We start from the raw sequence: 24,945 nt of genomic DNA on the forward strand, positions 1-24,945 counted from the left end.
TGGTCAAGGCTTGCGCGGTCCTACTTCCACTGGGTCGAGACCCCGAAGCCGGCGGCGATGAAGCCGAACCCGACCACGATGTTCCAGTTCTTGAGGCTCTCGACCGGCAGGCCGCCCTCGGTCACGTAGAAGACCACGATCCAGGCGAGTCCGATGAGGAAGAGCGCCAACATCACCGGAGCCACCCAGCTGCGGTTCGTCAGCTTGATGCTCGTCGCCTGCTTCGCGGCGGGCGGGGGCGGCGTGAAGTCGGACTTCTTGCGGATACGTGACTTCGGCACGAGGGACTCTCCTGTCGATGCGCTGCGTTACCGCGCAGGGAACTGTGGCTGGCGCTTGGGGCGGGAGCGACGGGCAACGCTGCCTCCCCCGGGCGTCCGTTAGCGTAGTGCTTCCGAGGCGTCGAAGGAGATAGGGGTACGTTGAGCAATTCTGCCGACTCCTCCACCGAGCCCGCCAGGCGCCCCGCCCTGCGGCCGGTCAGGCTGCTGACGGCCGGCGTCTTCGCGCTCGCCGGGCTCATTTTCGTCACCAGCTTCAATACTGCCAAGGGCACTAATATCCGTACAGATGCCTCGCTGTTGAAGCTCTCCGACCTCATTGACCAGCGCAGTCACAAGAACAAGGAACTGGACGAGTCGACAGCGTCCGTACGCGACCAGGTCGACGCTCTCGCGCAGCGCGGCGACAGCAGTACGCGGGCCGAGGACGCGAAGCTCGACGCGCTGGAGCGGTCCGCGGGCACCAAGAAGCTCACCGGCGCCGGCCTCACCGTCACCCTCGACGACGCCCCGCCGAACGCCACGGCCAACCCCGGCTACCCCGAGCCCCAGCCCAACGACCTGGTCATCCACCAGCAGGACCTCCAGGCGGTCGTCAACGCGCTCTGGCAGGGCGGCGCCCAGGGCATCAGGGTCATGGACCAGCGGCTGATCTCCACCAGCGCGGTGCGCTGCGTCGGCAACACCCTGATCCTCCAGGGGCGCGTCTACTCGCCGCCGTACAAGGTCACGGCGATCGGCGACCGGGACAAGCTCCAGCGCGCGCTCACGGCCTCCACGGCGCTCCAGAACTACCAGCTGTACGTGAAGGCGTACGGCCTCGGCTGGAAGGTCGACGAGCACGAGGCCGCGACTCTCCCCGGCTACTCGGGCACGGTGGATCTCCACTACGCCAAGCCGGTCGGGTAGCCGCCGAGTGGCCGCGCGCATTGCGCAGCTGACCCACACGTCCCCGCCGTCGCCCTTTACTCTGGGTTTCGACCGAACGGAAGGGACAGCATGTACGGCTGGATCTGGCGGCATCTGCCGGGCAACGCATGGGTACGGGCGATGACCTCGCTCGTACTGATCCTGGCGGTCGTCTACGCACTGTTCCAGTACGTCTTCCCGTGGGCGGAGCCACTGCTCCCGTTCAACGATGTGACGGTCGACGGAGGGACGGGCCGGTGAGCGCGCGGATTCTGGTCGTCGACAACTACGACAGCTTCGTCTTCAACCTGGTCCAGTACCTGTACCAGCTCGGGGCCGAGTGCGAGGTGCTGCGCAACGACGAGGTCGGGCTGAGTCACGCCCAGGACGGCTTCGACGGCGTGCTGCTCTCGCCGGGCCCGGGAGCCCCCGAACAGGCGGGCGTGTGCGTCGACATGGTGCGTCACTGCGCCGCGACGGGCGTGCCGGTCTTCGGTGTCTGCCTGGGCATGCAGTCGATGGCGGTGGCGTACGGCGGTGTGGTGGGCCGGGCCCCCGAGCTGCTGCACGGCAAGACGTCCTTGGTGACGCACGAGGGGTCCGGCGTCTTCGCCGGCCTGCCCTCGCCCTTCACGGCCACGCGCTACCACTCGCTGTCCGCCGAGCCGGCGGCGCTGCCCGCCGAGCTGGAGGTCACCGCGCGGACGGCCGACGGGATCATCATGGGGCTGCGCCACCGGGACCTGCCGGTCGAGGGCGTGCAGTTCCACCCCGAGTCGGTGCTGACCGAGCACGGGCACCTGATGCTGGCCAACTGGCTCGCTCGGTGCGGCGATCCGGGGGCGGTGGAGCGCTCGGCCGGGCTCGCGCCGGTGGTGGGCAAGGCCGCCGCGTGACAGAGCTCCGCCCCGAACACGACGCCGACCAGGGAGCCTCGTACGAGCAAGGTGCGTACGAGGCGGCAGGCGCGTTCGAGGCGGCGGTGGAGCAGCTCGCGGATCCGCTGAACGATCCGCTGCCGGGGCAGCCGAAGCCGCAGGCCCAGGCCCAGGCCCAGGCCCAGGACCCGGCCCAGGGCTCGGGTCCGGCCCCGGGACCGACCTCACCGTGGTTCCGGTCGGCGACGGCGGAGCAGCCCCAGCAGCCCCAGCAGCTTCAGGCGCAGGCTCCGCATCCGCAGTACGAGCAGTCGCAGTACCCCCAGCAGCAGTACGAGCCGTACCAGCAGCCCGTACCACAGCCTCAGCAGGCCCTCCAGCAGCCTCAGGAGTGGTACGCCCCGCCGGGCCACCCGCAGGACTGGTACGACGGTCAGCGGCCCGCGCCGGCCCCCGCGCCGGCCCCCACCGCCGTCGCCGCGCCCGTGTACGACGACGAGACCGTGGCCCTGCGGACGGACGACGCCCGGCGAATAGCCGGGGACAGGACCGGGGCCGGGGCCGGGGTCGAACCGGACCCCGGCACACGGCCCGCCCCGTCGGCCGCGGCCGGTGGCCGCGCGGAGCGCCGCAGAGCGGCCAAGGGGCAGGGAAGCCGCGGCCGGGCCCCGGCCGGGGGTGCCTCGGCGAAGGACACTCCGGCGGGGAACGGCGAGGCGCCGCGCTCCCGCGTCGAGGCCAGGCGCGCCGCCCGCGCCGCCAAGGACAGCCCCGGTGTCGTCGCCAGCCGTTTCTTCGGCGAGGTCTTCATCTCGCTCGGCGTGCTGATGCTGCTGTTCGTCACGTACCAGCTGTGGTGGACGAATGTCCGGGCCGATCTGTTCGCCGGCAACGAGACGGACAAGATCCAGGACGGCTGGGCGAAGGGCCGGAAGCCCGCCGGGGCGTTCGAGCCGGGCCAGGGCTTCGCCATCATGCACATCCCCAAGCTGGACGTCGTCGTACCGATCGCCGAGGGCATCAACAAGGAGAAGGTCCTCGACAACGGCATGGTCGGCCACTACGCGGAGGGCAAGCTCAAGACGGCGATGCCGTCGGACGAGCAGGGAAACTTCGCGGTCGCGGGGCACCGCAACACCCACGGCGAGCCGTTCCGGTACATCAACCGCCTGAAGCCGGGCGATCCGATCGTCGTCGAGACGCAGGACACGTACTACACGTATGAGATGGCGAGCATCCTGCCGCAGACCCCGCCCTCGAACGTGGGCGTGATCGGGCCGGTGCCGCCGGGGTCGGGCTTCACCGGGCCCGGCCGGTACATCACCCTGACGACCTGCACACCGGAATTCACGAGTACGTACCGAATGATCGTGTGGGGCAAGATGGTCGACGAACGGCCGCGCAGTGAAGGGCAGCCCGACGCACTCGTCGGCTGAGACGGGGCCGGCCGGACGTAAGAGTGCTGAGGGACGGGGACGAGTGCGGTGGCAGCCAGGACCGAGCAGGACGAGCAGACCGGCACGCCCGCGCCCGCGCAGGCACCCGCGCCGGCGCGGCGCAGGCGCGGACGTGTCGCGGGAGCGGTCAGTGTCTTCGGCGAGCTGCTGATCACGGCGGGCCTGATCCTCGGCCTCTTCGTCGTCTACTCGCTGTGGTGGACGAACGTGCTCGCCGACCGGGATGCCGACCAGCAGGGCAGTGAGGTGCGCGACCGCTGGGCAAGTGGTCCCGGCGCCCTCGACACCAAGGACGGCATCGGCTTCCTGCACGTACCCGCGATGAAGAACGGCGAGGTGCTGGTCAAGAAGGGCACCGACTCCAAGAGCCTCAACCGCGGCGTCGCCGGCTACTACACGGACCCGATCGAGTCGGCGCTGCCGTCGGACCGGCAGGGCAACTTCTCGCTGGCGGCGCACCGTGACGGACACGGCGCGAAGTTCCACAACATCGACAAGCTCAAGGACGGCGACACGATCGTCTTCGAGACGAAGGACACCTGGTACGTCTACAAGGTGTACGCGAAGCTGCCCGAGACCTCGAAGTACAACGTGGACGTACTGAAGCCGGTCCCGAAGGAGTCGGGCAAGAAGAAGCCGGGCCGCTACATCACGCTGACGACGTGCACGCCGGTCTACACGTCCGAGCACCGGTACATCGTGTGGGGCGAGCTGGAGCGTACGGAGAAGGTCGACGCGAAGCGGACGCCGCCGGCCGAACTGCGCTGACCGGCTTTTCGGCGAGAGCGGCACTTCGTCACTCCCGGAGCGTCAGCGCAGCACTTGCAGCACTTGCAGCACTTGCAGCACCGTGCCGGCGCTCCGTGCCTCCAGCAGTCCGCGGTGCACGGCTGTGACGGCGTACTCCACCGCGATGGCGTGGGCTTCACGCGAAAACGGGCGGGTGGCTGCGGAGAGGGCGACCTCGGCCCGGTGCTGGACCTTGGCGGCTCCGAGGAACTTCTGCATCTCACCGCTCCACACGGAGCGGTACGGCGCGAAGTTCTCGCACCGCACGACGACACTGCGCCCGTCGGAGGTGTACGCGGTGATGTCGGCGCCCCGGTCGCCGTGGACGACGGCATCGGTGCGTCCGTCCCGGCGCAGCAGCCCCGCCACGTACTGCTCGAATCCGCGCCAGTCCATGGCGTCCATGGCGGCCATGACCCCGGTCGGCGGCTGCCGTTCCTGCGCCCGTTCCAGGCGCAGGAGCCGTACGTCGTGCTGGACGAGTTTCCGTTCGGCCCGCTGCACGTCCTCCCGGAGGGAGACGAGCTTCTTCCGCTGCTCGCCCGGAGCCTCGACGAGGGTGTTGAACATCGGGACGACCGAGGTGCCGAGGACGTGGGTGATACGTCGGCCGATGCGGTCGTCGAGGGACTCAGGGGCCCTGGGGACGAAGTCGTCCCCAGGGTGGGTACGGGCGATGTACTCGGCGCCGAGAAGGTACGTACGGACCTGACGTGCGACTTCGCTGTCGCGGAGCAGCATGGTGATGTGGGGGACGGTGCGCCGGGGGTGGAGGGCGAGGGCTCGTGAGCGTGACTGCATCCCACTGTCCTCCTTGAAGGAGGCCGGTTCTATACCTGACAAAACTCGGTAGTCGTCGGCTTCCGGTTCCTCCCCGTTGTCCCTACCAGGGGTTCGACGGCCTTGATGCCGGCCTGGAAGCAACTGGCCACCGTGGCTGTGGTGACGTGCATGCCGTCCGGCGGCTTTCGCAGCCATGCGCGTCGCTGTCCCCTCCGGGCAAGCCAGAAGGGCCGTGGACTCCTCTCGAAGTCCACGGCCCTCCTGGGGTGCTGTACTCGGCGCTAGTCCCGGTCCCCCCCGTTGCGGCCGAAGCCGCCGCCGAAGAGGCCGCCGACGTCATTGCCGCCGTTGTTGCCGTTGCCGCCGTTGTCTTCGCCGCCGTCGTTGCCGCCGTCACCGCCGCCGGGGGCAGCGGCAGTGGTGAAGTTGACCGACGTGCCCTTGGGGACCTGCTGGCCGGCCGCGGGCTGGGTGAGGACGACGACGGCCTCGTCGTCCTGCGGGTCGGTGATCGTGCCGACGGTCAGGCCGGCGTCCTCGATCGCCTTGCGGGCGTCCTTGAGCTTCTGGCCGGTCACGGACGGTACCGCGACCTGTTCCTGGGCGGGGGCCTTGGCGACGGTCAGGGTGATGGTGCCGCCCTTGTCGGTCCGGCTGCCACCCACCGGGGTCTGCTTGAGAACCGAGTTCGGGGGCTGGGCCGACTCCTCCTCCTCGCGGGCGACGACGAAGCCGAGGTCCGAGAGCTGCTTCTTGGCCGCTTCGAAGTCCTGGCCGACCACGTCCGGGACGTCGGCCTTGGAGGTCTTGGCGATCGAGATGGTGATCGTCTCGCCCTTCTCCGCCTTCGTGCCGCCCTCGGGGTCCTGGTCGATGACCGTGCCGACCGTCTTCTCGGACTCGACCGACTTGGTCTCGACGTCGAAGCCCTTGGACTCGAGGTTCTCCGTCGCCCTGTCCTTCGTCTGGTCCATGACGTCGGGGACCTCGATCTTCGGAGCGCCCGTGGAGACGACGACCGTGATGGCCGAGCCCGGCTCGGCCTCCTCGCCGCCGGCCGGGGTCTGTTCGCAGATTTTGCCCTCGGGCTGGTCCTCGCACTCCTTGCGCTCGCCGACCTTGAGCGTCAGGTCGACGTTCGTGGCAAGGCCTCTGGCATCGGCCACCGTCTCGCCGATCAGGGGCGGCACGGGGACGCTGTCGGTGCTGTTGTCGCTGGGGAAGAGCGATCTGCCGATCAGGATCGCGCCGACGAGGACGAGGGCGCCCGCGAGGACGAGCAGGATCGTCGAGAGGTTGCTCTTCTTCTGCTGCTGCCTGCGACGGTCCGGGCGGTCGTCGTAGCCGTAGCCGCCGTCGTCCGGATTGACCGGCGGCAGTATCGACGTCTGGCCGCCGCTCGCGTCGGCCGAGTGCAGCGCCGTCGTGGGCTGGTCGTCCGGGTAGCCGCCGTAGCCGACCGCGCCGAGTGCCGAGGTGGCCGCGACGGGCCGGCCGTCGAGGCAGGCCTCGATGTCGGCGCGCATCTCGTCGGCGGACTGGTAGCGGTAGTTGGGGTCCTTGACCAGGGCCTTCAGGACAATGGCGTCCATTTCGGGCGTGATCTCGGGGTCGAAGTTGCTGGGCGGCTGCGGCTCTTCCCGTACGTGCTGGTACGCGACCGCGACGGGGGAGTCGCCGATGAACGGCGGCCGTACCGTCAGCAGCTCGTAGAGCAGGCAGCCGGTGGAGTAGAGGTCGGAGCGCGCGTCGACCTGTTCGCCCTTGGCCTGCTCGGGCGAGAGGTACTGGGCGGTGCCGATGACCGCGGCGGTCTGCGTCATGGTCATGCCGGAGTCGCCCATGGCGCGGGCGATGCCGAAGTCCATGACCTTGACCTGGCCGGTGCGCGTCAGCATGACGTTCGCCGGCTTGATGTCGCGGTGGACGATCTGGGCGCGGTGCGAGTACTCGAGCGCCTGGAGGATGCCCACGGTCATTTCCAGGGTGCGCTCGGGCAGCAGCTTGCGGCCGGAGTGCAGGAGCTCGCGCAGGGTCGATCCGTCGACGTACTCCATCACGATGTACGGGATGGAGACGTTGTCGACGTAGTCCTCGCCGGTGTCGTAGACCGCGACGATCGCCGGGTGGTTGAGCGAGGCGGCCGACTGGGCCTCGCGGCGGAACCGGGCCTGGAAGGACGGATCGCGGGCGAGGTCCACCCGCAGCGTCTTCACGGCGACGGTGCGGCCGAGCCGGGTGTCGTGCGCGATGTAGACCTCGGCCATGCCACCACGGCCGAGCACCGAGCCCAACTCGTACCGGCCGCCGAGGCGACGCGGCTCTTCCATAGCGCTAGACCTCTCCCTCAACCGTCCACGTGTGGTTGCTTGGGACACGGTACCGGTCGCGGCGGGGCGAACTTGGCCGTGCCCAGTAGTCGATATCCGACCGGTATGCGGATGTGGAGCGTGTGAAGGCTGCCGGTGGGACGCGGGATAAGTGTCGTGCCTCGGGGAGGGCGCAGGGCTGTCAACCGGTTCGATGCGCCGGGTGAACTAGACCCTCGATGCCGCTTCAAGCAGTGTTTCATTGCTTTTTCGCAGCATTTCCAGCCGCTCGAAACTCTTGTTGACCGAGCCGAGCCGGTATGCCTTCTCCACGGCGTACCGGATGCCTACGGCGTTGGTTTCCTGCTTGCAGGAGACATCCGCGGTCGCGGTGGACTTCTCGGCATTCCCCGCAGGTCCCCCGGAAGGGAAGGTCTCCGCCGGGTCCATGGGGATTTGGTAGTCGAAACCCTTCTTCTTCATGCAGGCGGACCGGCTTCGGAACGCCTTCGATATCACCGACAATTTTCTCTTCGCACTCATGCGGCTCTCCTCGTCAATGGCCCGGGGCAGTGGGCTCAATGCCCTCCGCGCGGCCGACCGGGATGAAGTGCCCATTTCAGATAAAGAGCTTCGGGATCATAGCGAGCCCGCGAAGCGGAATGATTTTCACTTGATGGAGAATGTGGCGTAAGTCACCGCTCGCTTGTGTGTGCAGGCTGCGACAAGGCCAAAGAGGGCCGGGTTACCTTTCACCGTTCAGGACCGCATTCATGACATCTTTGGCGATCGGTGCGGCAAGTCCGCCACCCGTAATGTCGCCGCCGACTGCCTGGCTGTCTTCGACCACCACGGCGACGGCGACGGGCGAGCCCTTCTCGATCTTCGCGTAGGAAATGAACCAGGCGTAGGGCTTCCCCATGTTGCCCACGCCGTTCTCCGCCGTGCCCGTCTTGCCGCCGACCTTGACGCCGTCGATCTTGGCGTTGCCGCCGGTGCCCTTCTCGACGACGTTCTCCATCATCTGCTGGACCAGCTGTGCGTTCTCCTGGGACAGGGGCCGGCTCATCTCCTCCGGCGCGGTCTTCTCGATCAGATCCAGGCTGGAGGAAGTGAGCCGGTCGATCATGTACGGCTTCATCAGCTTGCCGTCGTTGGCGATCGCCGCCGTGACCATGGCCATCTGGAGCGGGGTGGCGGCGGTGTTGAACTGGCCGATGGACGACATCGCGTTGCTGGAGCGGTCCATCTTGGTGTCGTAGACGCTCTCGGCGGCCCGGACCGGGGTGTCGATCTCGGAGTTGTTGAAGCCGAACTTCTCGGCCGTCTTCACCATTTCGTCCCGGCTGACCTCGTCACCGAGCTTGGCGAAGACCGAGTTGCAGGAGACCTCCATCGCCTTGTTCAGGCTGGCGTTCTCGCAACCTTGCGCATGGTTGACCATCGGCGTGCGGGTGTTGGGCAGGATGTACGGCTCAGGGGTGTCCGTCGCCGCGTTGATGTCCTTGACCTTGCCGTGCTCGAGAGCGGCGGCGGCGGTGACCACCTTGAAGGTCGACCCCGGCGGGTACGTCTCGCGCAGTGCCCGGTTCTTCATCGGCGCGTCCTTGTGGTTAAGGAGCTTCTGCCGGTTGTCGGAGTCCTTGTGGGAGTTGCCGGAGAACACGGACGGGTCGTACGACGGGGTGCTGGCGAGAGCCAGGATCGCGCCGGTCTGCGGGTCGATGGCCGCGACGGCGCCCTTCTTGTCGCCGAGGCCCTTGTACGCGGCCTTCTGGGCGGCGGACTTCAGGGTGGTGACGACGTTGCCGCCTTGTTTCTTCTCACCGGTGAACACGCTGACCGTACGGTCGAAGAAGAGGCGGTCGTCGTTGCCGGTGAGGATGCCGTCTTCGAGGGCTTCTATCTGGCTGGAGCCGAAGGCCTGTGAGGAGAAGCCGGTGACCGGGGCCCACATCGGGCCGTTCTTGTACGTCCGCTGGTACTTGAAGTCGTTGCTCTTGGACTCCTTGGACCCCGTGATCGCCTTGCCGTCGACGATGATGTTGCCGCGCTTGTGGGCGTAGCGGTCGATCTGGACGCGGCGGTTCTTGGGGTCATTGGCGAGTTCGTCGGCCTTGACGTACTGCACCCAGTTGACACGTACGAGCAGGGCGAGGACGAGCAGGCCGCAGAAGATGGCGACCCGGCGCAGGGGCTTGTTCACGGTCGGACCACCTGGGTCATTTCGGCGTCGGAGGTGGGGGCGGGGGCGGGCGCGGGCCTGCGCGCGGTGTCGCTGATGCGCAGCAGGATGGCGATGAGTGCCCAGTTGGCGATGACGGAGGAGCCGCCCTGCGCGAGGAACGGCATGGTCATGCCGGTCAGCGGGATGACGCCGGTGACACCGCCCGCGACGACGAAGACCTGGAGGGCGAAGGCGCCGGAGAGGCCGATCGCGAGGAGCTTGCCGAAGGGGTCACGGGCGGCGAGGGCGGTGCGTACGCCGCGCTCGATGAGGAGGCCGTACAGCAGGATGATCGCCATGAGCCCGGTCAGGCCCATTTCCTCGCCGACGGTGGCGAGGATGTAGTCGCTCTTGGGGGCGATGCCGCCGATGAGGCGGGAGTAGCCCTGGCCGAGTCCGGAGCCGAAGAGGCCGCCGGAGCCGAAGGCGTACATGGCCTGGGCGGTCTCGGTGACGCCGCCGTCCTGGAGAGCGAGGGGGTTGAGCCAGTTGTTGACGCGGGACTGTACGTGCCCGGCGAAGGAGGCGACGCCGACGGCGCCGGCGGCGCTGAGGGTGAGGCCGAAGACGACCCAGCTGGTGCGCTCGGTGGCGACGTACAACATGATCACGAAGAGGCCGAAGAAGAGCAGCGAGGTGCCCAGGTCGGTCTCGAAGATCAGGATCATCAGGCTGATCGCCCAGATGGCGAGGATCGGCCCGAGGTCGCGTCCGCGGGGCAGGTACATGCCCATGAAGCGGCGGCTGGCGAGGGCGAGCGCGTCACGCTTCACCATCAGGTAGCCGGCGAAGAAGATCGCGATGATGATCTTCGCGAACTCGGCGGGCTGGAGCGATCCGACACCGGGGATGGTGATCCAGATCCGCGCGCCGAACTTGGCCGGGAAGAACATCGGCAGGATCAGCAGCACGAGGGCCACGACCATGGAGATGTACGTGTAGCGCTGGAGTACGCGGTGGTCCTTGAGGAACAGCAGGACGCCCAGGAAGAGGGCGACGCCGAGCGCCGACCAGATCATCTGCTTGGGTGCCATCGCGCCGCCGAGGGCGTCGGTGGTGATCGACGGTTCCAGGTCGAGCCGCCAGATCAGTACCAGGCCGAGCCCGTTGAGCAGGGTGGCCAGGGGCAGCATCAGCGGATCGGCGTACGGCGCGAACTTGCGCACCATCAGGTGCGCGACGCCCGCGAGCAGGCTGAGCCCGATGCCGTAACCGAGCATGCCGGCGGGCAGGCTGCCGTCCTTGGCGAGGCCGACGTTGGCGTACGCGAAGACCGGGATGATGACGGCGAACGCGAGCATCGCGAGTTCGGTGTTGCGGCGGCTCGGCGCTTCGATCGCGCCGATGGTGGTCGTGTTGGTGACAACGCTCATGGTGGTAAGGCCCCCTACGGCTTTACGGCTTACCGCACTGCGAGACCAGCTTCTGTTCTTCCTCGGAGAGGCTGGGGCCAGGAGTGGGCGGAGCTGTAGCCGTCGGAATCTTCTTGGACGTGGTGGTCTGGGTCGTGGCGCCGGAACCGGGCGTGCCGCCCGCCTCACCCGTACGCGCGTCGTTCTCGCGTTCCGCCTTCTCACGCGCTGCCTGCTCGCGTTCCGCTTTCTCGCGCTCTGCCCGGCGGCGCTCCTCGTCCTTCTTGCACGCGGAGGCCTGGGTTCCGAGTTCGGTGACCTTCTCGCGCGCGTCGGCGAGGCTGCCCTCGGCGATGGTCGTCTCCACCTGCTTGCGCTGGTAGGGCGGGAGGTACTTGAGTTCGATCTCGGGGTGGTCCCGCTCGACCTTCGAGAGGGAGACCCAGGCGAGGTCCTGGCTGATGCCCCGGTAGAGCGCGACGTGCTCGTCGTTGGCGCCGACGTAGTACTGGGTCTGGGTCCAGCGGTAGCCGCCGTACAGACCGCCGCCGACGACGGCGAGCGCGAGCACGATGTAGAGCGATCTCTTGAGCCACTTGCGGCCGGCGCGGGGCTTGTCGAAGTCCTCGTCGCTGTACGCGCCGAAGACGCCGTCGGGTGCCGCTCCGTAACCGTCGTTGTCACCGCTGCCGGGCGGGCCGAAGGCGCCCCCCGGTGCGGACTGCGGGGGGACGGGCCTGCCGAGGCCCGCCGCGCGGCCCGCGGGGGTCTGCATGGCGCCGCCGTCGTTCAGCTGGAGCTGGTTCTCGGCGACCGCGCCCACGACGACCGGGGTGTCGTTGAGCTGCCCGGCCAGGGTGTCGTTGCCGTCGACGTCGAGGACGTCCGCGACGATGCAGGTGATGTTGTCGGGGCCGCCGCCGCGCAGCGCGAGCTGGATCAGCTCCTGCACGGTCTCCTGCGGGCCGTGGTAGCCGGCGAGCGTCTCCTCCATCGTCTGGTGGGAGACGACGCCGGACAGGCCGTCGGAGCAGATCAGATAGCGGTCGCCGGCCCGGACCTCACGGATCGAGAGGTCGGGGTCGACGTGGTCGCCGCTGCCCAGCGCGCGCATCAGCAGGGAGCGCTGCGGGTGGGTGGTGGCCTCTTCCTCGGTGATGCGGCCCTCGTCGACGAGGCGCTGCACCCAGGTGTGGTCCTGCGTGATCTGCGTCAGCACGCCGTCGCGCAGGAGGTACGCCCGTGAGTCGCCGACGTGCACGAGGCCCAGGCGCCGGCCGGTCCACAGCAGGGCGGTGAGCGTGGTGCCCATGCCCTCCAGCTGGGGGTCCTCCTCGACCATCACGCGCAGCTGGTCGTTGGCACGCTGCACGGCGGTGCCGAGCGAGGTGAGGATGTCCGAGCCGGGTACGTCGTCGTCCAGGGTGACCAGGGTGGAGATGACTTCGGAACTCGCCACCTCGCCCGCGGCCTGGCCGCCCATGCCGTCGGCGATGGCGAGAAGGCGCGGACCGGCGTAACCGGAGTCCTCGTTGCCCTCCCGGATCATGCCTTTGTGCGATCCGGCGGCGAAGCGCAGTGACAGACTCATGCGCACCTCGCCCGTCGGCTCCGGGTACATCCGCACGGTGCCCACCCTCCGGTCGGGAGCCTTCGGGGATCCGTTGTCACGGCCGCCGCGGCTCGCTCGCTCCGCTCGCTCATTGTCGTACTACTTCCGCAGCTCGATGACGGTCTTGCCGATGCGGATCGGCGCGCCCAGCGGAATGGGGGTCGGGGTGGTGAGCCGGGTCCGGTCGAGATACGTGCCGTTGGTGGACCCGAGATCCTCGACGATCCACTGGCCGTCACGGTCCGGGTAGATCCTGGCATGACGGCTGGACGCGTAGTCGTCGTCCAGCACGATCGTCGAGTCGTGCGCCCGCCCCAGCGTGACGGTCTGCCCCTGGAGGGCCACCGTCGTGCCGGTGAGCGTGCCTTCGGACACCACCAGCTTGGTGGGGGCGCCGCGGCGCTGGCGCTGCTGCGGCGGGGCCGCAGCCTGTTGCTGGCGTCCGGTCTGCTGCGGTCTGGCGTCGGCGGGCGCAGTACGGCGTGAGCCGCGCTGCGTGACCCGCGTACCGAACAGATCGCTGCGGATGACCTGGACGGCCACAATCACGAACAGCCACAGAACAGCCAGGAAACCTAGCCGCATGACCGTCAGGGTCAGCTCTGACATTGCCCCCGCTTCACCCTTCGGCTTGCCGATAAACGATGGTCGTACTGCCCACGACGATCCGCGAGCCGTCGCGGAGCGTAGCGCGGGTGGTGTGCTGTCCGTCTACCACGATGCCGTTGGTAGACCCGAGATCCTGGATCGTCGGGGGCGTTCCGGTCCGGATCTCACAGTGCCGGCGCGATACGCCGGGGTCGTCGATCCGCACGTCTGCTTCGGTGCTGCGGCCCAGCACCAGCGTCGGGCGGGACATCTGATGGCGTGTGCCATTGATCTCGATCCAGCGCCGCGTCTGGGCGCCCGGCATGGGGCCGGGGGCTGCGCCCTGTCCGGCGGGTCTGCGGTCGGCGGCCGCCGGGCCGCCGGGCCTCGCGCCGTGCGAAGGCGGCGGGGCCGCGGGCATGGGGGGCACTCCGGGGGCGGCCGACGGCGGGTAGCCGTAGCCGCCGCCGCGGGGGGCGGCCGGTGCGGAGGGGGAGTGGCCGGGGGCCGGGGACTGGGGGGCGACTGCCTGCGACGTACTCGAAGCGAGGGTGCGGCTGCGCACGCGGTAGAGACCGGTGTCGAGGTCTTCGGCCTTCTCCAGGTGGACCTTGATGGGGCCCATGAAGGTGTAGCGCTGCTGCTTGGCGTAGTCGCGGACGAGTCCGGAGAGTTCGTCGCCGAGCTGGCCGGAGTACGGGCTGAGGCGTTCGTAGTCCGGGGTGGAGAGCTCGACGATGAAGTCGTTGGGGACGACGGTCCGCTCGCGGTTCCAGATCGTGGCGTTGTTGTCGCACTCGCGCTGGAGGGCGCCGGCGATCTCGACGGGCTGGACTTCGGACTTGAAGACCTTGGCGAAGGTGCCGTTGACCAGACCTTCGAGACGCTGCTCGAAACGCTTCAGGACTCCCATGGGGCACCTCCTCCGTCGTTGTCGTCCTGGTACTGCTTACTGATCGTATCCACGCGTCGGGAAATCGGCTGGTTCCCCTTGTCTGCACAGTGGATGAGTGTCACCTCTCACAGGGATCGTAGAGGTGGCCTCCTGACAGTGTCCCGCACCCGGGCGGCACTCTGGAGGAGTGGGTGAGAGGCGGCGTCGTTCCCTCTCCTTGTTCTCTGTCCCTTCCCCCTCCGGTTCGCTGCCTCGTTCCGCCCTTCGTCCGCCTTCGTCCCGCCCTTCGTCCGCCTTCCGTTCCGCCTTCGCCCCGCCCTTCGGTCCGCCTTCCGCTCGGCTCTCCGCTTCTCCCCAGGTCCCCCGCAACAACGGGTGTGAATCCCTCCTCGCCACCGTGCTAATCTTCTGCATGTCGTCAGGCGCTCGCACAAACCAGTGAGAGATTCGAACGGCACCACTCATGCGCGAGTGGCGGAACGGCAGACGCGCTGGCTTCAGGTGCCAGTGTCCTTAGGGACGTGGGGGTTCAAATCCCCCCTCGCGCACTTTGCAAGACCCATGATCCGGACCTCACCGTTGACCACGGTGAGGTCCGTTTCTTTTTACGGGCTGCCCTGCGGTGTCCGGCGGTCCGTCGGCGGCAGGGGGATTCCGTGGTGACCCGTAGGAAGGCCGCCTTCGTCGTGGCCGTGGTGTTCACGGCTCTGGCGGGTGTGCAGCAGGTGCTGCTGGTGGCCGGGTTCGGGAGGTGGCTGCCGGGGTGGCAGCCGTGGCCGTACCTGCTTGTCGCGGCGCCGGCCTGGCTGGTTTCCCGGCCTCTGTGGGCGGAGCGGGTGTCCGCCGGCCCGCGGTCGGCGGTGGGCGCGCTGCGGCGGGTGCCTTCCTGGGCGTACGTCCTGGGGGTGCTGGTGCTCGCCGCCGGGGTGTGGGCGGTGCTTCAGGACTTCGAGCCGTACCTCGGTCACGAGGAAGCGGTGTACGCGAACAAGGCGCGCTCCTGGGCGGACGGGACGCCCGACGCGGGCTGGGGCGTCTACCGGCCCGTGGGGCTTCCCGCGCTCGGCGCGCTCGCCCTGTGGCTGCACGGAGGTGCCGGAGGGGAGGGCGCTCTGCGCGCGGTGGCGCTCGTGCTGGTGCTGGGGACGCTGACGGTGACGTATCTCGTCGCGGCCGTCTGGACCTCGCGGCGGCGGGCGGTGGTGGTTCTGCTGGTGCTGCTGAGCGGGCTGGGGTTTCTGCGCAGGGTGCCGGAGTACCTCAACGACATCGGGGCGACGGGGTGGTTGCTGATCGTCGTCTTCCTGCTGGTGCGGGCGCAGGAGAAGGAGGGGTCGCGGGCGCTGTGGGGGGTGCCGGCCGCCGCACTGGCCGCTTTCTACCTGCGGTACGGCGTGGTGGGGAACCTGCTGGCCGTGGGGCTCGCCGCGCTCTTCGCGTACGGCCCGCGCGCGTGGGCCGTACAGGGGCGGCGGCTGGTGGGGGCGGCCGCGCTGCTGGCGATCGGGCTCGTACCGCACTTCGTGCATGCCGTACGGGAGACGGGGTCGCCGCTCGGAATGGTCCTGTCGGCGACCTCGCAGGCCAATCGCGCGTACGTGGGGGACGGGCTCGTCTATTACCTGGCGGTCTTTCCCTACCGGCTGGCGGGAGACCTCGGCGCGGTGGTGATGGTCGCGGGGCTGTGGGCGGCGGGGGCGGCGCTGCGGCGGGTGTGGCGGGTGTGGCGGGTACGGGGAGCGCGGGACGTCCGGGGCGGGGTGGCACCGGAGGTGCGTCCGGAGGACCTGCGGCGGGTGTTCCTGGGAACGGCCGCCGTGCTGGTCTTCGTGATCCTCGGCCTGGCGACGGACGGAGAACCGCGGTTCGTCTGTCTCGCTGTCGTCCTGCTGACCGTGCTCGGGGTGCAGGCGGTGGCCGAACTGGTGGGGTCAGTGGGCAGTGCCCCCGTGCTGGCCGGCGCGGGCGTGCTGGCCGGGCTCACGGTGCTCGGCACGACGCAGGTCGTGGCGCACGGCGCGATGCCGGCGCCGACGCGGCTGAGCTGGTCGACGGTGCCGGTCGCGCGGGAGATCGGGGCGGCGGCGCAGGGACGGCCGTGCCTGGTGGTGACGGGGTACGAGCCGGAGTTCGGCTGGTACTCCGGGTGCGACGCGGTGACGTACGCCCAGTACCGGGGGCGGAAGGGGCGGGTGCCCGAGGGGACGCGGGTGAGCCTGGTCGTCTTCGAGCGCGGGCGGCTGCAGCCGGATGCGGCGGGGCTGGAGCGGTTGGTCGCGGGGCGCGGGACCGACGTACGCACCATCGGGACGGACGGGGCCGTGGGGGCGGCGACGGTCGTCACGCTGCGGTAGCCGGGCCTGCTTGGCCTGCTTGGCCTGATTGGCTTGCCGGGTCTGGTTGGCCTGCCTGGTTGTAGCGCAGGAGGTAGGCGGCGAAGCGGGTGAGGTCTTCCTCGCTCCAGTCGGCGAGGCGTTCCTGGAAGGCCGTGTGGCGGCTGGCGTGGGTCGCGCTGAGGAGCTCGGCGCCGGCCCGGGTCGGATGCAGGACCTGGACGCGGTGGTCGTCGGGATCGGGGCGGCGCTCGACCAGGCCCAGCGTTTCGAGGGACCCGACCTGCCTGCTGACCGTCGACTTGTCGAGCAGGTAGTGGGCCGCGAGGTCGGTGGCGCGGCACCCCCGCTGGTCGTTGATGTGCGCCAGCAGCGTGTACGAGACCAGGGGCAGACCGGGGTGCAGACGGGCAGCGGCCGCGCGGGCGCGGCGGGCGAATGCTGTGAGTTCGCGCTCGATGGTGTCGATGGCGTTGTTGGCGTTGTTGGCGTTGTTCATGTGTTTTGTCCTCCCGGGTATTGGTTGTAGAGTACATCCATTGATTCGGTTGTAAAAACCAACCATCGGAGGTTTTCCTGATGTCCGTTCCGGCACACGCGGTCCCTGGCCGTACGGGAGACGGGGCCGCTCTGCGCCATGTGCTCGGCCATCTCCTCACGCCGCTGCTGATGTGCGTCGGTATGGGGATCGCGTATCTGGGGGCCTTCCACGCCCCGGCCCCGCACGATCTGCGGGTGGACGTGGTGGGGTCCGGGCCGAGCGCCCAGGTGCTCGCGCAGACGCTGCAGGACAAGGGCGCGGGAGCGCTGAACGTGCGTACCGTGCCCGACCGGGAGGCCGCCGTCGGGCAGCTGATGGACCAGGCGGTCTACGGGGCGTACGTACCGGGGAAGGGCAAGGAGACGCCGGAGCTGCTGGTCGCCACCGCCTCCTCGGAGACCAGCGCCACCGCCGTCCAGAAGGTCTTCACCGAGGTCGCGGCCAAGCACGGCGAACCGTTGAAGGTGACGGACGTGACACCGGCGGCGAGCGGCGACCCGACGGGGCAGGGGCTCTTCTTCCTGCTGGTCGCGCTGAGCATCGGTTCGTACGCCTCGGTCGCGGTGATCGGTGGTGCGGGCGGTGTGCTGCCGCTGCGGATCAGGGCGCTGCTGGCGGCGGGGATGTCGCTGGTCGTGAGCGGGATCGGGGCGGCCTTCGCGGGGCCGATGTTCCACCTGGTGGACCGGGGGCTCGGTGGGCTGTGGGCGATGTCCTGGGTGTACTCGGCGGGCATCCTGCTGATCGGCGTCGGACTGCACACCTTCCTCGGGCGGTGGACGACGCTGGGCGTGATGGTGCTGTTCGTGATGCTCAACTTCACCAGCTCGGGAGGCATCTTCCGGCCGGAGCTGCAGTCGGGCTTCTTCGGCGCGCTGCACGCGTTCTGGAACGGCGCGGGCTTCATCGAGGGTGCGCGCAGCCATGTGTACTTCGACGGGAACGGGCTCGGGCGGCATGTGCTGGTGCTGGGCCTGTGGCTGGTGGCCGGACTCGCGGCGATGGGGGCGGCGGGACTGGCCGAGGCGCGGCGGCGACGGGCGGCTGTGGCCGGCTCTCGGGGGGTGACTGCCGGGGCAGCTGCCGGGGTGACTGCTGGAGAGGTTGCTGGAGCGGCTTCGGAGTCCGGGGCGGCTACGGCCGAGGAGGAGATGGAAGAGGCCGTCGGGGTGTGAACTCCTGAGCGTTGGGTGGCTGGTGGCTGGTGGCTGGTGGCTGGTGGTTGTCGGCTGTCGGCTGTCGGTTGTCCACAGGGAGAGACGGGTGTCGGTGGGCGGCGGTACGGTCGTGAGCAGTTGATGTTGGCCGTTGCGGCCGGCAGTCGTGCTGTGCGAGGGCTGGGGAGGCGGCGCATCATGGCCGAGAACGAGACAGTGGTGTCGGGGCAGCGCGGAGGGCTCGACGGGGGGTCCGGCGAGGGTTTCGATGGGGGACCGGGCGGGGGCGCCGGGGAACGGATTCCGGAGGTTCGCGGCTTCGCCCGGTGTACGGCGGAGGGCGCGCCCGGGGACTCGCCGAAGAGCGAGGGCAAGGCGCTGCGGTCCCGGGTGCCCAGGGCTTCGCACGATTCGCTGGTGCTCTCGGTGGGGCGGCCCGATGCGGTGCGGGCGGTCGAGGAGTCGAGCCGCGGCCGGGTGCCCGAGCTGACCCCGATAAGGGTCGGTCGTATGGCCGAGTCGCCCTTCGCCTTCCTTCGGGGCGCGGCCGGGCTGATGGCACACGACTTGGTGGGTACGCCCGTCACCGGTGTGGGGGCGCAGATCTGTGGTGACGCGCATGCGGCGAACTTCGGCCTCTACGGCGATGTGCGCGGCCGTCTGGTCATGGACCTGAACGACTTCGACGAGACCGTCGTCGGCCCGTGGGAGTGGGACGTCAAACGGCTCGCGACCTCGCTGGTGCTGGCGGGACGCCAGGCGGGGGCCGGTGAGGACGTCTGCCGACAGGCGGCGTTCGACTCGGTCGGGGCGTACCGGCGGACCATGCGGCTGCTGGCCAGGATGCCGGTGCTGGACGCGTGGAACGCGATCGCGGACGAGGAGCTCGTCTCGCACGCGGACGCGCGGGATCTGGCCGGCACCCTGGAGCGGGTCGCGCAGAAGGCCCGTAACAACACCAGTGCGCGCTTCGCCGCCAGGGCGACGGCCGAGGGGCCCGGCGGGATGCGGCGCTTCGTGGACGCGCCGCCGGTGCTGCGGCGGGTGGCGGACGCGGAGGCCGCCGCGGTGGCCTCGGCGCTCGGCGGGTACCTGGAGACGCTTCCGGAGGACCGGTTGCCGCTGCTCGCGCGGTACGCGATTCACGATGTGGCGTTCCGGGTGGTCGGTACCGGCAGCGTCGGTACGCGGTCGTATGTGGTGCTGCTCCTCGACCACCGGAGCCAGCCGCTGGTGCTCCAGGTGAAGGAGGCGCGTGCTTCGGCGCTGGCGCCCTTTCTGCCGGCGGCCGGATTCCGGGCGCCGGAGGCCGGGCACGAAGGGCGCCGGGTGGTGCTCGGGCAGAAGCGGATGCAGGTGGTCAGCGACACTCTGCTGGGCTGGGCCGAAGTGGACGGCCGGCCCTTCCAGGTGCGGCAGTTCAGGAACCGCAAGGGCAGCGTCGACCCGACGGCGCTCGAACCTGGTCAGCTGGACGACTACGGGCGGATGACCGGGGCACTGCTGGCGCGGGCCCATGCGCACAGCGTCGACCCGCGGCTGCTCGCCGGGTACTGCGGGAAGAACGAGGAGTTCGACGAGGCGGTGGCGTGTTTCGCGGTGGTGTACGCGGATCGTACGGAAGCGGACCACGGTGACCTGGTGGTGGCGGTCAAGAGCGGGCGAATAGCCGCCGAGCCGGGGGTGTGACGGCGGGGTGTGACCGCGCGCCCCGGCCGCCCGTACGCTGGGCAGGTGACTCAGGAAGCTCCCGGGGAGCCGACGACCCGGAACGACGACGTGCAGGACCCGCAGGCAGCCGGGCACGAGGCAGCCGGTCAGCAGCCCGACGGCCTGAAGCCCGACAGTCAGCAGGCCGAGGGACAGCAGGCCGAGGGGCGGGTGACTGCCGCCGGGCCGGCGAGCGGTGAGGAGACCGCTGGCCAGGTCGGCGGCGGGGGCGCTGAGCAGAACACGGGGCCGGCCCCGGACCAGGCCTCGGAGCGACCGGAGGCGCGGCTGGAGAGGGCCGTGCGCGCTGCCGAGCAGGCGCTGATCGAGTTCGAGATCGCGGTGGAGACCTTCCGGGTCGAGGTGGAGAACTTCTCCCGGCTCCACCACCAGAAACTCGGTCCGATGTACGCGCGCCTCGACGAGCTGGATGCCCGGATCGCGGAGGCCACGGCCGCCCGCACCGGTGATCCGGAAGACCGCCGCAGGGCGGAAGAGGCGCGAGCCATGGTCATGCCGATGCCCGGTGTCGACGAGCTGTTCCACGACTGGATGGACTCGGACGGCCTCTCGCCGGAGGCGTCGGCGATGCTCACCGAGCAGGCCGTGCAGCCTCCCAAGCGGGTCAGGCCGAGCGAGGAGGCGCGCAGGCTCTACCGCGAGCTGGCCCGCAAGGCGCACCCGGACCTGGCGCAGGACGAGGCGGAGCGGAGCCGCAGGGACGAGTTCATCACGCGGGTCAACGCTGCGTACGGGCGTGGGGACGTGGATCAGTTGCGGGTGCTCGCCGAGGAGTGGGCCGCGGGTCCGGTGCCCGTGGAGCAGCAGCCGGAGCGCGATGAGCTCTATGCCCGGCTGGAGTGGCTCTCGCGGCGCAAGGAGCTGCTGTCCGTGGTCGCCAAGGAGCTGGAGGACAGCGCCATCGGTTCGATGCTGCGGATGGCGCCCGATGATCCGGACCGGCTGCTGGAGGAGATCGCGGAACAGCTGCTCGCGCGGGTCGCCGAGCGCGAGGCGGATCTTGCGAAACTGGTGCAGTAGGTTGCACTGCCGGGCGAGCCCCGCTCCCCGTTGAGTGTTGAGTGACGAGCACGACGAGCACACTGTGTACGTACGAGAGAAGGCATGACCCATGAACTTCGCCCCGCTCCCTTCCATCGACGTGGCGTCGGTGCCGGCCGACGGTCTCGTGCTGGACGTACGGGAGAACGACGAGTGGGCAGCCGGTCACGTCGAGGGCGCGCTGCACATTCCGATGAGTGATTTCGTGAGCCGCTTCGGTGAGCTCACCGAAGCGGCGCAGGACGGCCGACGGGTGCATGTGATGTGCCGGGTCGGCGGCCGTTCCGCACAGGTCACGCAGTACCTGGTGCAGCAGGGTGTGGACGCGGTGAACATCGACGGCGGGATGCTCGCCTGGGACGGCGCCGGGCGCCCGATGGTCACCGACAATGGAAGCCCGGCCTTCGTCCTCTGACGTCACCTGAGCCGTCGCAGCCGTCGCAGCCGTCGCAGCCGGCTCCGTCGTATCAGTCGTCTCAGCGGTCGAAGTCCAGCTCCACCTCCGGTGATGCCGGGTGCGACTGGCAGGCCAGCACATAGCCCGCTTCGGTCTCCTCCGGCTCCAGCGCGTAGTTGCGGTCCATCCGCACCTCACCGGAGACCAGGAAGGCCCGGCACGTTCCGCAGACCCCGCCCTTGCAGGCGTACGGCGCGTCCGCACGGCTGCGCAACACCGTCTCCAGCAGTGATTCGCCGTCCCGCACCGGCCAGTTGCCCGACCGGCCGTCAAGAGTGGCGGTGAGGGTGGCGGTGAGAGTGCTGTTCGTGGGCGCCGCTGGTGACGTACCGCTCGTGACCGGTACCGTCCCGCCCCCGGCGTCGACGTGGAAGATCTCTTCGTGGATGCGGTTCCTGGCCACCCCCAGACCGCGCAGTGCGCGCTCGGCGCTCTGGACGAGACCGAAGGGCCCGCACAGGAACCAGCCGTCCACATCCGCCACCGGTAGCAGCGCGGGCAGCAGCCCTGTCAGCCGGTCCTCGTCGAGACGGCCCGACCCCAGCCCTGCCTGCTGCTCCTCCCGGGAGAGCGCGGTGACCAGCTGGAAACGGTCCGGGTAGCGGTCCTTGAGGTCGGCCACCTCGTCCAGGAACATCGTCGAAGCCGCGGTGCGGTCGCTGCGGATCAGACAGAAGTGGGCGTCGGGCTCCCGCGCCAGCAGCGTCGCCGCGATCGACAGCACCGGTGTGATGCCGCTGCCGCCCACGATCGCCGCGAAGCGGCCCGGGCGCGGCTTGAGGACGAACCGGCCCGTGGGGGCCATCGCCTCGACCATGTCGCCGACGGCCAGCTCCTTGAGGGCGTACGTCGAGAAGCCGCCGCCGTCGACCAGCCGGATGCCCACTCGAAGGACCGGATCCACTGGCTCTTCGGTAGCCGGGGCGCAGATCGAGTACGTACGCCGGATCTCCTCCCCGGCCACCACGCGGCGCAGCGCGATGTGCTGGCCCGGTGTGTGCCGGAAGGTCTCGCGGAGCTCGGGCGGCACGTCGAGGGTGACGGCCACGGAGTCGTCGGTGAGCCGCTCGACCTCGCGGACCCGGAGCGGATGGAACATCTACAACTCCTTGAAGTGGTCGAACGGTTCGCGGCAGGACACGCAGCGGCGCAGCGCCTTGCACGCGGTGGAGGAGAACCGGCTGAGCAGCTCGGTGTCCGTGGAGCCGCAGTGCGGGCAGCGCACCGACAGTGCGAGCGGCACGGGTCCGCCGCCGGCGGGCTGCGGGCGCGGCGGGGCTATGCCGAACTCCGCGAGCTTGCGCCGGCCCTCCGCGCTGATGTCGTCCGTCGACCAGGCGGGGGACAGGACCGTGCGGACCGAGACCTCCGGTATGCCGTGCTCGTGCAGCACGCGCTCGATGTCCGAGGACATCGCCTCGATCGCCGGGCAGCCGGTGTACGTCGGGGTCAGCTCGACCTCGACCCGGCCGGGCCCGAAGACGTGGACGGCGCGCAGGACGCCCAGTTCCCCCAGGGTGAGCACCGGCAGCTCCGGGTCGGGGACCGAGCCCGCGAGCCGGCGCAGCTCGGCCTCCAGGAGCGTCTCGGTCACCATGTCGCCCCCGGGTGGCTGCGGTGCAGGTGCTGCATCTCGGCGAGCATCCGCCCGAACGGCTCGGTGTGCAGTCCCTGCCGTCCCGCTCCCGCCGTCCAGGCACCGCTGCGCGGCCCGTCGGGCACGGTCAGCGTCGCCCGCTCCAGCACGGCGCCGACCGTCTCCCGCCAGTCGGCCTCCACCTTCTGCCAGTCGGCGTCGACGCCCTCGACGGGCTGGAACATCTCGCCGGTGAACCGCCACAGCGCGTCGCAGCCCCGCTGCATCCGTCCGTGGCTCTCTTCGGTGCCGTCGCCCAGGCGCAGAGTCCAGTGCTCGGCGTGGTCCCGGTGGTAGGCGACCTCCTTGACGGCCTTCGCCGCAAGCGGCGCGAACTCGCCGTCACCGGACGCCAGTTGCCCGTACAGCAGTCCCTGGTAGGTGGAGAAGTAGAGCTGGCGGGCGATGGTCTGCGCGAAGTCGCCGTTGGGCTGCTCGACGAGCTGGAGGTTGCGGAAGGCCCGTTCCTCGCGGAGGTATGCCAGCTCGTCCTCGTCACCGACGAGGGAGAGCAGGATCCGGGCCTGCCCCAGGAGGTCCAGCGCGATGTTCGCGAGGGCCACTTCCTCTTCCAGTACGGGGGCGTGTCCCGCCCACTCCCCCAGCCGGTGCGAGAGCACCAGCGCGTCGTCGCCCAGGGCGAGGGCCGCGGGCGCGAGGGCCGCGGTGGCAGGTGCGCGGTTCACAGGTGCTTCACCCCTTCCGGGATCTCGTAGAACGTCGGGTGCCGGTAGGGCTTGTCCGCGGCCGGTTCGAAGAACGGGTCCTTCTCGTCGGGTGAGGACGCGGTGATCGCCGACGACGGCACGACCCACAGCGAGACGCCTTCCGACCTGCGGGTGTAGAGGTCGCGGGCATTGCGCAGCGCCATCTCCGCGTCCGGGGCGTGCAGGCTGCCGGCGTGGGTGTGGGACAGTCCGCGACGCGAGCGCACGAACACCTCCCACAGCGGCCAGTCGGAACTCGTCATGCTGCTGCCTTCCCGTGCTTCGCGGCATACGCGCTCGCCGCGTCCCTGACCCAGGCGCCCTCTTCGTGTGCCCGGCGCCGCTGCGTGATCCGCTGCTCGTTGCACGGACCGTTGCCCTTCAGTACGTCCCAGAACTCGTCCCAGTCGATCGCGCCGAAGTCGTACTGCCCGCGTTCCTCGTTCCACCGCAGGTCCGGGTCGGGGAGGGTGAGGCCGAGCGCCTCGGCCTGCGGGACGGCGATGTCGACGAAGCGCTGGCGCAGTTCGTCGTTCGAGTGCCGCTTGATCTTCCAGGCCATGGACTGGTCCGAGTGTGCCGACTCGTCGTCCGGCGGGCCGAACATCATCAGCGACGGCCACCACCAGCGGTCCACCGCGTCCTGCGCCATCGCGTGCTGCTCCGGCGTCCCCCGGCTGAGGGTGAGCAGCAGCTCGTACCCCTGTCGCTGGTGGAAGGACTCCTCCTTGCAGATCCGGATCATCGCGCGGGCGTACGGGCCGTACGAGCAGCGGCACAGCGGCACCTGGTTGGTGATCGCGGCGCCGTCCACCAGCCAGCCGATCGCACCGACGTCGGCCCAGGTCAGGGTGGGGTAATTGAAGATCGACGAGTATTTCTGGCGGCCGGAGTGGAGTTTGTCGAGCAGCTCTTCGCGGCTGGTGCCCAGGGTCTCGGCGGCGCTGTAGAGGTAGAGGCCGTGCCCTGCCTCGTCCTGCACCTTGGCCATCAGGATGGCTTTGCGGCGGAGTGAGGGGGCGCGGGTGATCCAGTTGGCCTCCGGCTGCATGCCGATGATTTCCGAGTGGGCGTGCTGGGCCATCTGGCGGACCAGTGAGGCCCGGTAGGCGTCGGGCATCCAGTCCCGCGGCTCGATGCGCTCGTCCGCGGCCACCGCGGTGTCGAACGCCGCTTCGTACGCCGCTTCGTGCGCCGCTGACCGCTCTGCCTGTCCGGCTTGCGTCCCAGCCGTCGTACGGTGCGCAGCTGCTGTTGCCATC

25 protein-coding genes and 1 tRNA gene are annotated in these 24,945 nt (G+C 69.7%); 11 read left to right on the plus strand and 15 right to left on the minus strand.

Annotated elements, in window-relative coordinates; translation table 11 throughout:
• Positions 1 to 20: 20 nt before the first annotated feature.
• Complete coding sequence (crgA, locus tag ACWDZ4_RS23425; RefSeq protein WP_451510341.1) at positions 21 to 281, minus strand: cell division protein CrgA; 261 nt, start codon at positions 279 to 281, stop codon at positions 21 to 23.
• A 141-nt stretch (positions 282 to 422) separates the two neighbouring features.
• Between crgA and ACWDZ4_RS23430 the strand changes: the two genes are divergently transcribed.
• From ACWDZ4_RS23430 to ACWDZ4_RS23450, 5 genes are all read left to right on the plus strand, one after another.
• The gene (locus ACWDZ4_RS23430; protein WP_451510342.1) at positions 423 to 1,190 is read left to right on the plus strand and encodes a DUF881 domain-containing protein; all 768 of its coding nucleotides are present in this window, start codon (positions 423 to 425) and stop codon (positions 1,188 to 1,190) included.
• Between the two features lie 90 nt (positions 1,191 to 1,280).
• Positions 1,281 to 1,451 carry a hypothetical protein gene (locus ACWDZ4_RS23435; RefSeq protein ID WP_451510343.1) on the plus strand — a complete coding sequence of 57 codons (171 nt, stop codon included), beginning with the start codon at positions 1,281 to 1,283 and terminating at the stop codon, positions 1,449 to 1,451.
• Positions 1,448 to 2,086, plus strand: coding sequence for an aminodeoxychorismate/anthranilate synthase component II (locus ACWDZ4_RS23440; RefSeq protein WP_451510344.1), 639 nt, complete (start codon positions 1,448 to 1,450; stop codon positions 2,084 to 2,086). Before ACWDZ4_RS23435 ends, ACWDZ4_RS23440 begins: the two co-directional genes overlap by 4 nt.
• Positions 2,083 to 3,504, plus strand: a complete 1,422-nt coding sequence (locus ACWDZ4_RS23445; RefSeq protein ID WP_451510345.1) for a class E sortase — start codon at positions 2,083 to 2,085, stop codon at positions 3,502 to 3,504. The genes ACWDZ4_RS23440 and ACWDZ4_RS23445 overlap by 4 nt, the downstream gene beginning before the upstream one ends.
• Before the next feature lie 48 nt (positions 3,505 to 3,552).
• Positions 3,553 to 4,293 (plus strand): class E sortase, encoded by a 741-nt coding sequence (locus ACWDZ4_RS23450; RefSeq protein ID WP_451510346.1) that lies wholly within the window; start codon positions 3,553 to 3,555, stop codon positions 4,291 to 4,293.
• Between the two features lie 42 nt (positions 4,294 to 4,335).
• On the opposite strand, the gene ACWDZ4_RS23455 is transcribed toward ACWDZ4_RS23450, so the two are convergent.
• The 8 genes from ACWDZ4_RS23455 to ACWDZ4_RS23490 all read right to left on the minus strand — a co-directional run bounded on the left by ACWDZ4_RS23455 (position 4,336) and on the right by ACWDZ4_RS23490 (position 14,098).
• Positions 4,336 to 5,115 carry a restriction endonuclease gene (locus ACWDZ4_RS23455; RefSeq protein WP_451510347.1) on the minus strand — a complete coding sequence of 260 codons (780 nt, stop codon included), beginning with the start codon at positions 5,113 to 5,115 and terminating at the stop codon, positions 4,336 to 4,338.
• A gap of 263 nt (positions 5,116 to 5,378) precedes the next feature.
• Positions 5,379 to 7,427 carry a Stk1 family PASTA domain-containing Ser/Thr kinase gene (gene pknB / locus ACWDZ4_RS23460; protein ID WP_451510348.1) on the minus strand — a complete coding sequence of 683 codons (2,049 nt, stop codon included), beginning with the start codon at positions 7,425 to 7,427 and terminating at the stop codon, positions 5,379 to 5,381.
• Positions 7,428 to 7,634: 207 nt separating this feature from the next.
• Complete coding sequence (locus ACWDZ4_RS23465; RefSeq protein ID WP_451510349.1) at positions 7,635 to 7,949, minus strand: hypothetical protein; 315 nt, start codon at positions 7,947 to 7,949, stop codon at positions 7,635 to 7,637.
• A gap of 202 nt (positions 7,950 to 8,151) precedes the next feature.
• Positions 8,152 to 9,612 carry a peptidoglycan D,D-transpeptidase FtsI family protein gene (locus tag ACWDZ4_RS23470; RefSeq protein WP_451510350.1) on the minus strand — a complete coding sequence of 487 codons (1,461 nt, stop codon included), beginning with the start codon at positions 9,610 to 9,612 and terminating at the stop codon, positions 8,152 to 8,154.
• Positions 9,609 to 11,006 (minus strand): FtsW/RodA/SpoVE family cell cycle protein, encoded by a 1,398-nt coding sequence (locus ACWDZ4_RS23475; RefSeq protein WP_451510351.1) that lies wholly within the window; start codon positions 11,004 to 11,006, stop codon positions 9,609 to 9,611. The genes ACWDZ4_RS23470 and ACWDZ4_RS23475 overlap by 4 nt, the downstream gene beginning before the upstream one ends.
• A 22-nt stretch (positions 11,007 to 11,028) precedes the next feature.
• Positions 11,029 to 12,576, minus strand: a complete 1,548-nt coding sequence (locus tag ACWDZ4_RS23480; protein WP_451510352.1) for a PP2C family protein-serine/threonine phosphatase — start codon at positions 12,574 to 12,576, stop codon at positions 11,029 to 11,031.
• Between the two features lie 120 nt (positions 12,577 to 12,696).
• Positions 12,697 to 13,206 (minus strand): FHA domain-containing protein FhaB/FipA, encoded by a 510-nt coding sequence (locus tag ACWDZ4_RS23485; protein ID WP_344489487.1) that lies wholly within the window; start codon positions 13,204 to 13,206, stop codon positions 12,697 to 12,699.
• Positions 13,207 to 13,216: 10 nt separating this feature from the next.
• The gene (locus ACWDZ4_RS23490) at positions 13,217 to 14,098 is read right to left on the minus strand and encodes an FhaA domain-containing protein (protein WP_451510353.1); all 882 of its coding nucleotides are present in this window, start codon (positions 14,096 to 14,098) and stop codon (positions 13,217 to 13,219) included.
• A 447-nt stretch (positions 14,099 to 14,545) separates the two neighbouring features.
• Here ACWDZ4_RS23490 and ACWDZ4_RS23495 point away from each other — a divergent pair.
• Positions 14,546 to 14,628, plus strand: a tRNA-Leu gene (locus tag ACWDZ4_RS23495).
• A 111-nt stretch (positions 14,629 to 14,739) separates the two neighbouring features.
• On the plus strand, positions 14,740 to 16,434 hold the full coding sequence (locus tag ACWDZ4_RS23500; RefSeq protein WP_451510354.1) for an ArnT family glycosyltransferase: 1,695 nt from the start codon (positions 14,740 to 14,742) through the stop codon (positions 16,432 to 16,434).
• Here ACWDZ4_RS23500 and ACWDZ4_RS23505 read toward each other — a convergent pair.
• A complete protein-coding gene (locus ACWDZ4_RS23505; RefSeq protein WP_451510355.1) occupies positions 16,421 to 16,912 on the minus strand; it encodes a MarR family winged helix-turn-helix transcriptional regulator in 492 nt (163 codons plus the stop codon). The two genes, ACWDZ4_RS23500 and ACWDZ4_RS23505, sit on opposite strands and share 14 nt — an antisense overlap.
• An 80-nt stretch (positions 16,913 to 16,992) precedes the next feature.
• On the opposite strand from ACWDZ4_RS23505, the gene ACWDZ4_RS23510 reads away from it, so the two are divergent.
• The 4 genes from ACWDZ4_RS23510 (at position 16,993) to ACWDZ4_RS23525 (ending at position 21,298) form a co-directional block, all read left to right on the plus strand.
• Entirely contained in the window at positions 16,993 to 18,129 is a 1,137-nt protein-coding gene (locus ACWDZ4_RS23510; protein WP_451510356.1) for a hypothetical protein, read from the plus strand.
• Between the two features lie 180 nt (positions 18,130 to 18,309).
• On the plus strand, positions 18,310 to 19,800 hold the full coding sequence (locus ACWDZ4_RS23515; RefSeq protein WP_451510357.1) for a DUF2252 domain-containing protein: 1,491 nt from the start codon (positions 18,310 to 18,312) through the stop codon (positions 19,798 to 19,800).
• A gap of 45 nt (positions 19,801 to 19,845) precedes the next feature.
• Positions 19,846 to 20,862 carry a J domain-containing protein gene (locus tag ACWDZ4_RS23520; RefSeq protein ID WP_451510358.1) on the plus strand — a complete coding sequence of 339 codons (1,017 nt, stop codon included), beginning with the start codon at positions 19,846 to 19,848 and terminating at the stop codon, positions 20,860 to 20,862.
• A 91-nt stretch (positions 20,863 to 20,953) separates the two neighbouring features.
• Positions 20,954 to 21,298, plus strand: coding sequence for a rhodanese-like domain-containing protein (locus tag ACWDZ4_RS23525; RefSeq protein WP_451510359.1), 345 nt, complete (start codon positions 20,954 to 20,956; stop codon positions 21,296 to 21,298).
• A gap of 61 nt (positions 21,299 to 21,359) precedes the next feature.
• Here the strand turns inward: ACWDZ4_RS23525 and ACWDZ4_RS23530 are convergent, their stop codons facing one another.
• From ACWDZ4_RS23530 to paaA, 5 genes are read right to left on the minus strand one after another with little or no spacing between them, the layout of a single operon-like run.
• Positions 21,360 to 22,439, minus strand: coding sequence for a 2Fe-2S iron-sulfur cluster-binding protein (locus tag ACWDZ4_RS23530; RefSeq protein ID WP_451510360.1), 1,080 nt, complete (start codon positions 22,437 to 22,439; stop codon positions 21,360 to 21,362).
• The gene (gene paaD / locus ACWDZ4_RS23535; protein ID WP_451510361.1) at positions 22,440 to 22,937 is read right to left on the minus strand and encodes a 1,2-phenylacetyl-CoA epoxidase subunit PaaD; all 498 of its coding nucleotides are present in this window, start codon (positions 22,935 to 22,937) and stop codon (positions 22,440 to 22,442) included.
• Positions 22,931 to 23,662 (minus strand): 1,2-phenylacetyl-CoA epoxidase subunit PaaC, encoded by a 732-nt coding sequence (gene paaC / locus ACWDZ4_RS23540; RefSeq protein WP_451510362.1) that lies wholly within the window; start codon positions 23,660 to 23,662, stop codon positions 22,931 to 22,933. Before paaC ends, paaD begins: the two co-directional genes overlap by 7 nt.
• Positions 23,659 to 23,946 carry a 1,2-phenylacetyl-CoA epoxidase subunit PaaB gene (gene paaB, locus ACWDZ4_RS23545; RefSeq protein ID WP_344489457.1) on the minus strand — a complete coding sequence of 96 codons (288 nt, stop codon included), beginning with the start codon at positions 23,944 to 23,946 and terminating at the stop codon, positions 23,659 to 23,661. The genes paaC and paaB overlap by 4 nt, the downstream gene beginning before the upstream one ends.
• Positions 23,943 to 24,944 carry a 1,2-phenylacetyl-CoA epoxidase subunit PaaA gene (gene paaA / locus ACWDZ4_RS23550; protein ID WP_451510363.1) on the minus strand — a complete coding sequence of 334 codons (1,002 nt, stop codon included), beginning with the start codon at positions 24,942 to 24,944 and terminating at the stop codon, positions 23,943 to 23,945. The genes paaB and paaA overlap by 4 nt, the downstream gene beginning before the upstream one ends.
• Between the last annotated feature and the right edge of the window lies 1 nt (position 24,945).

The sequence above is a fragment of the Streptomyces sp. NPDC003016 genome, from assembly GCF_053591455.1.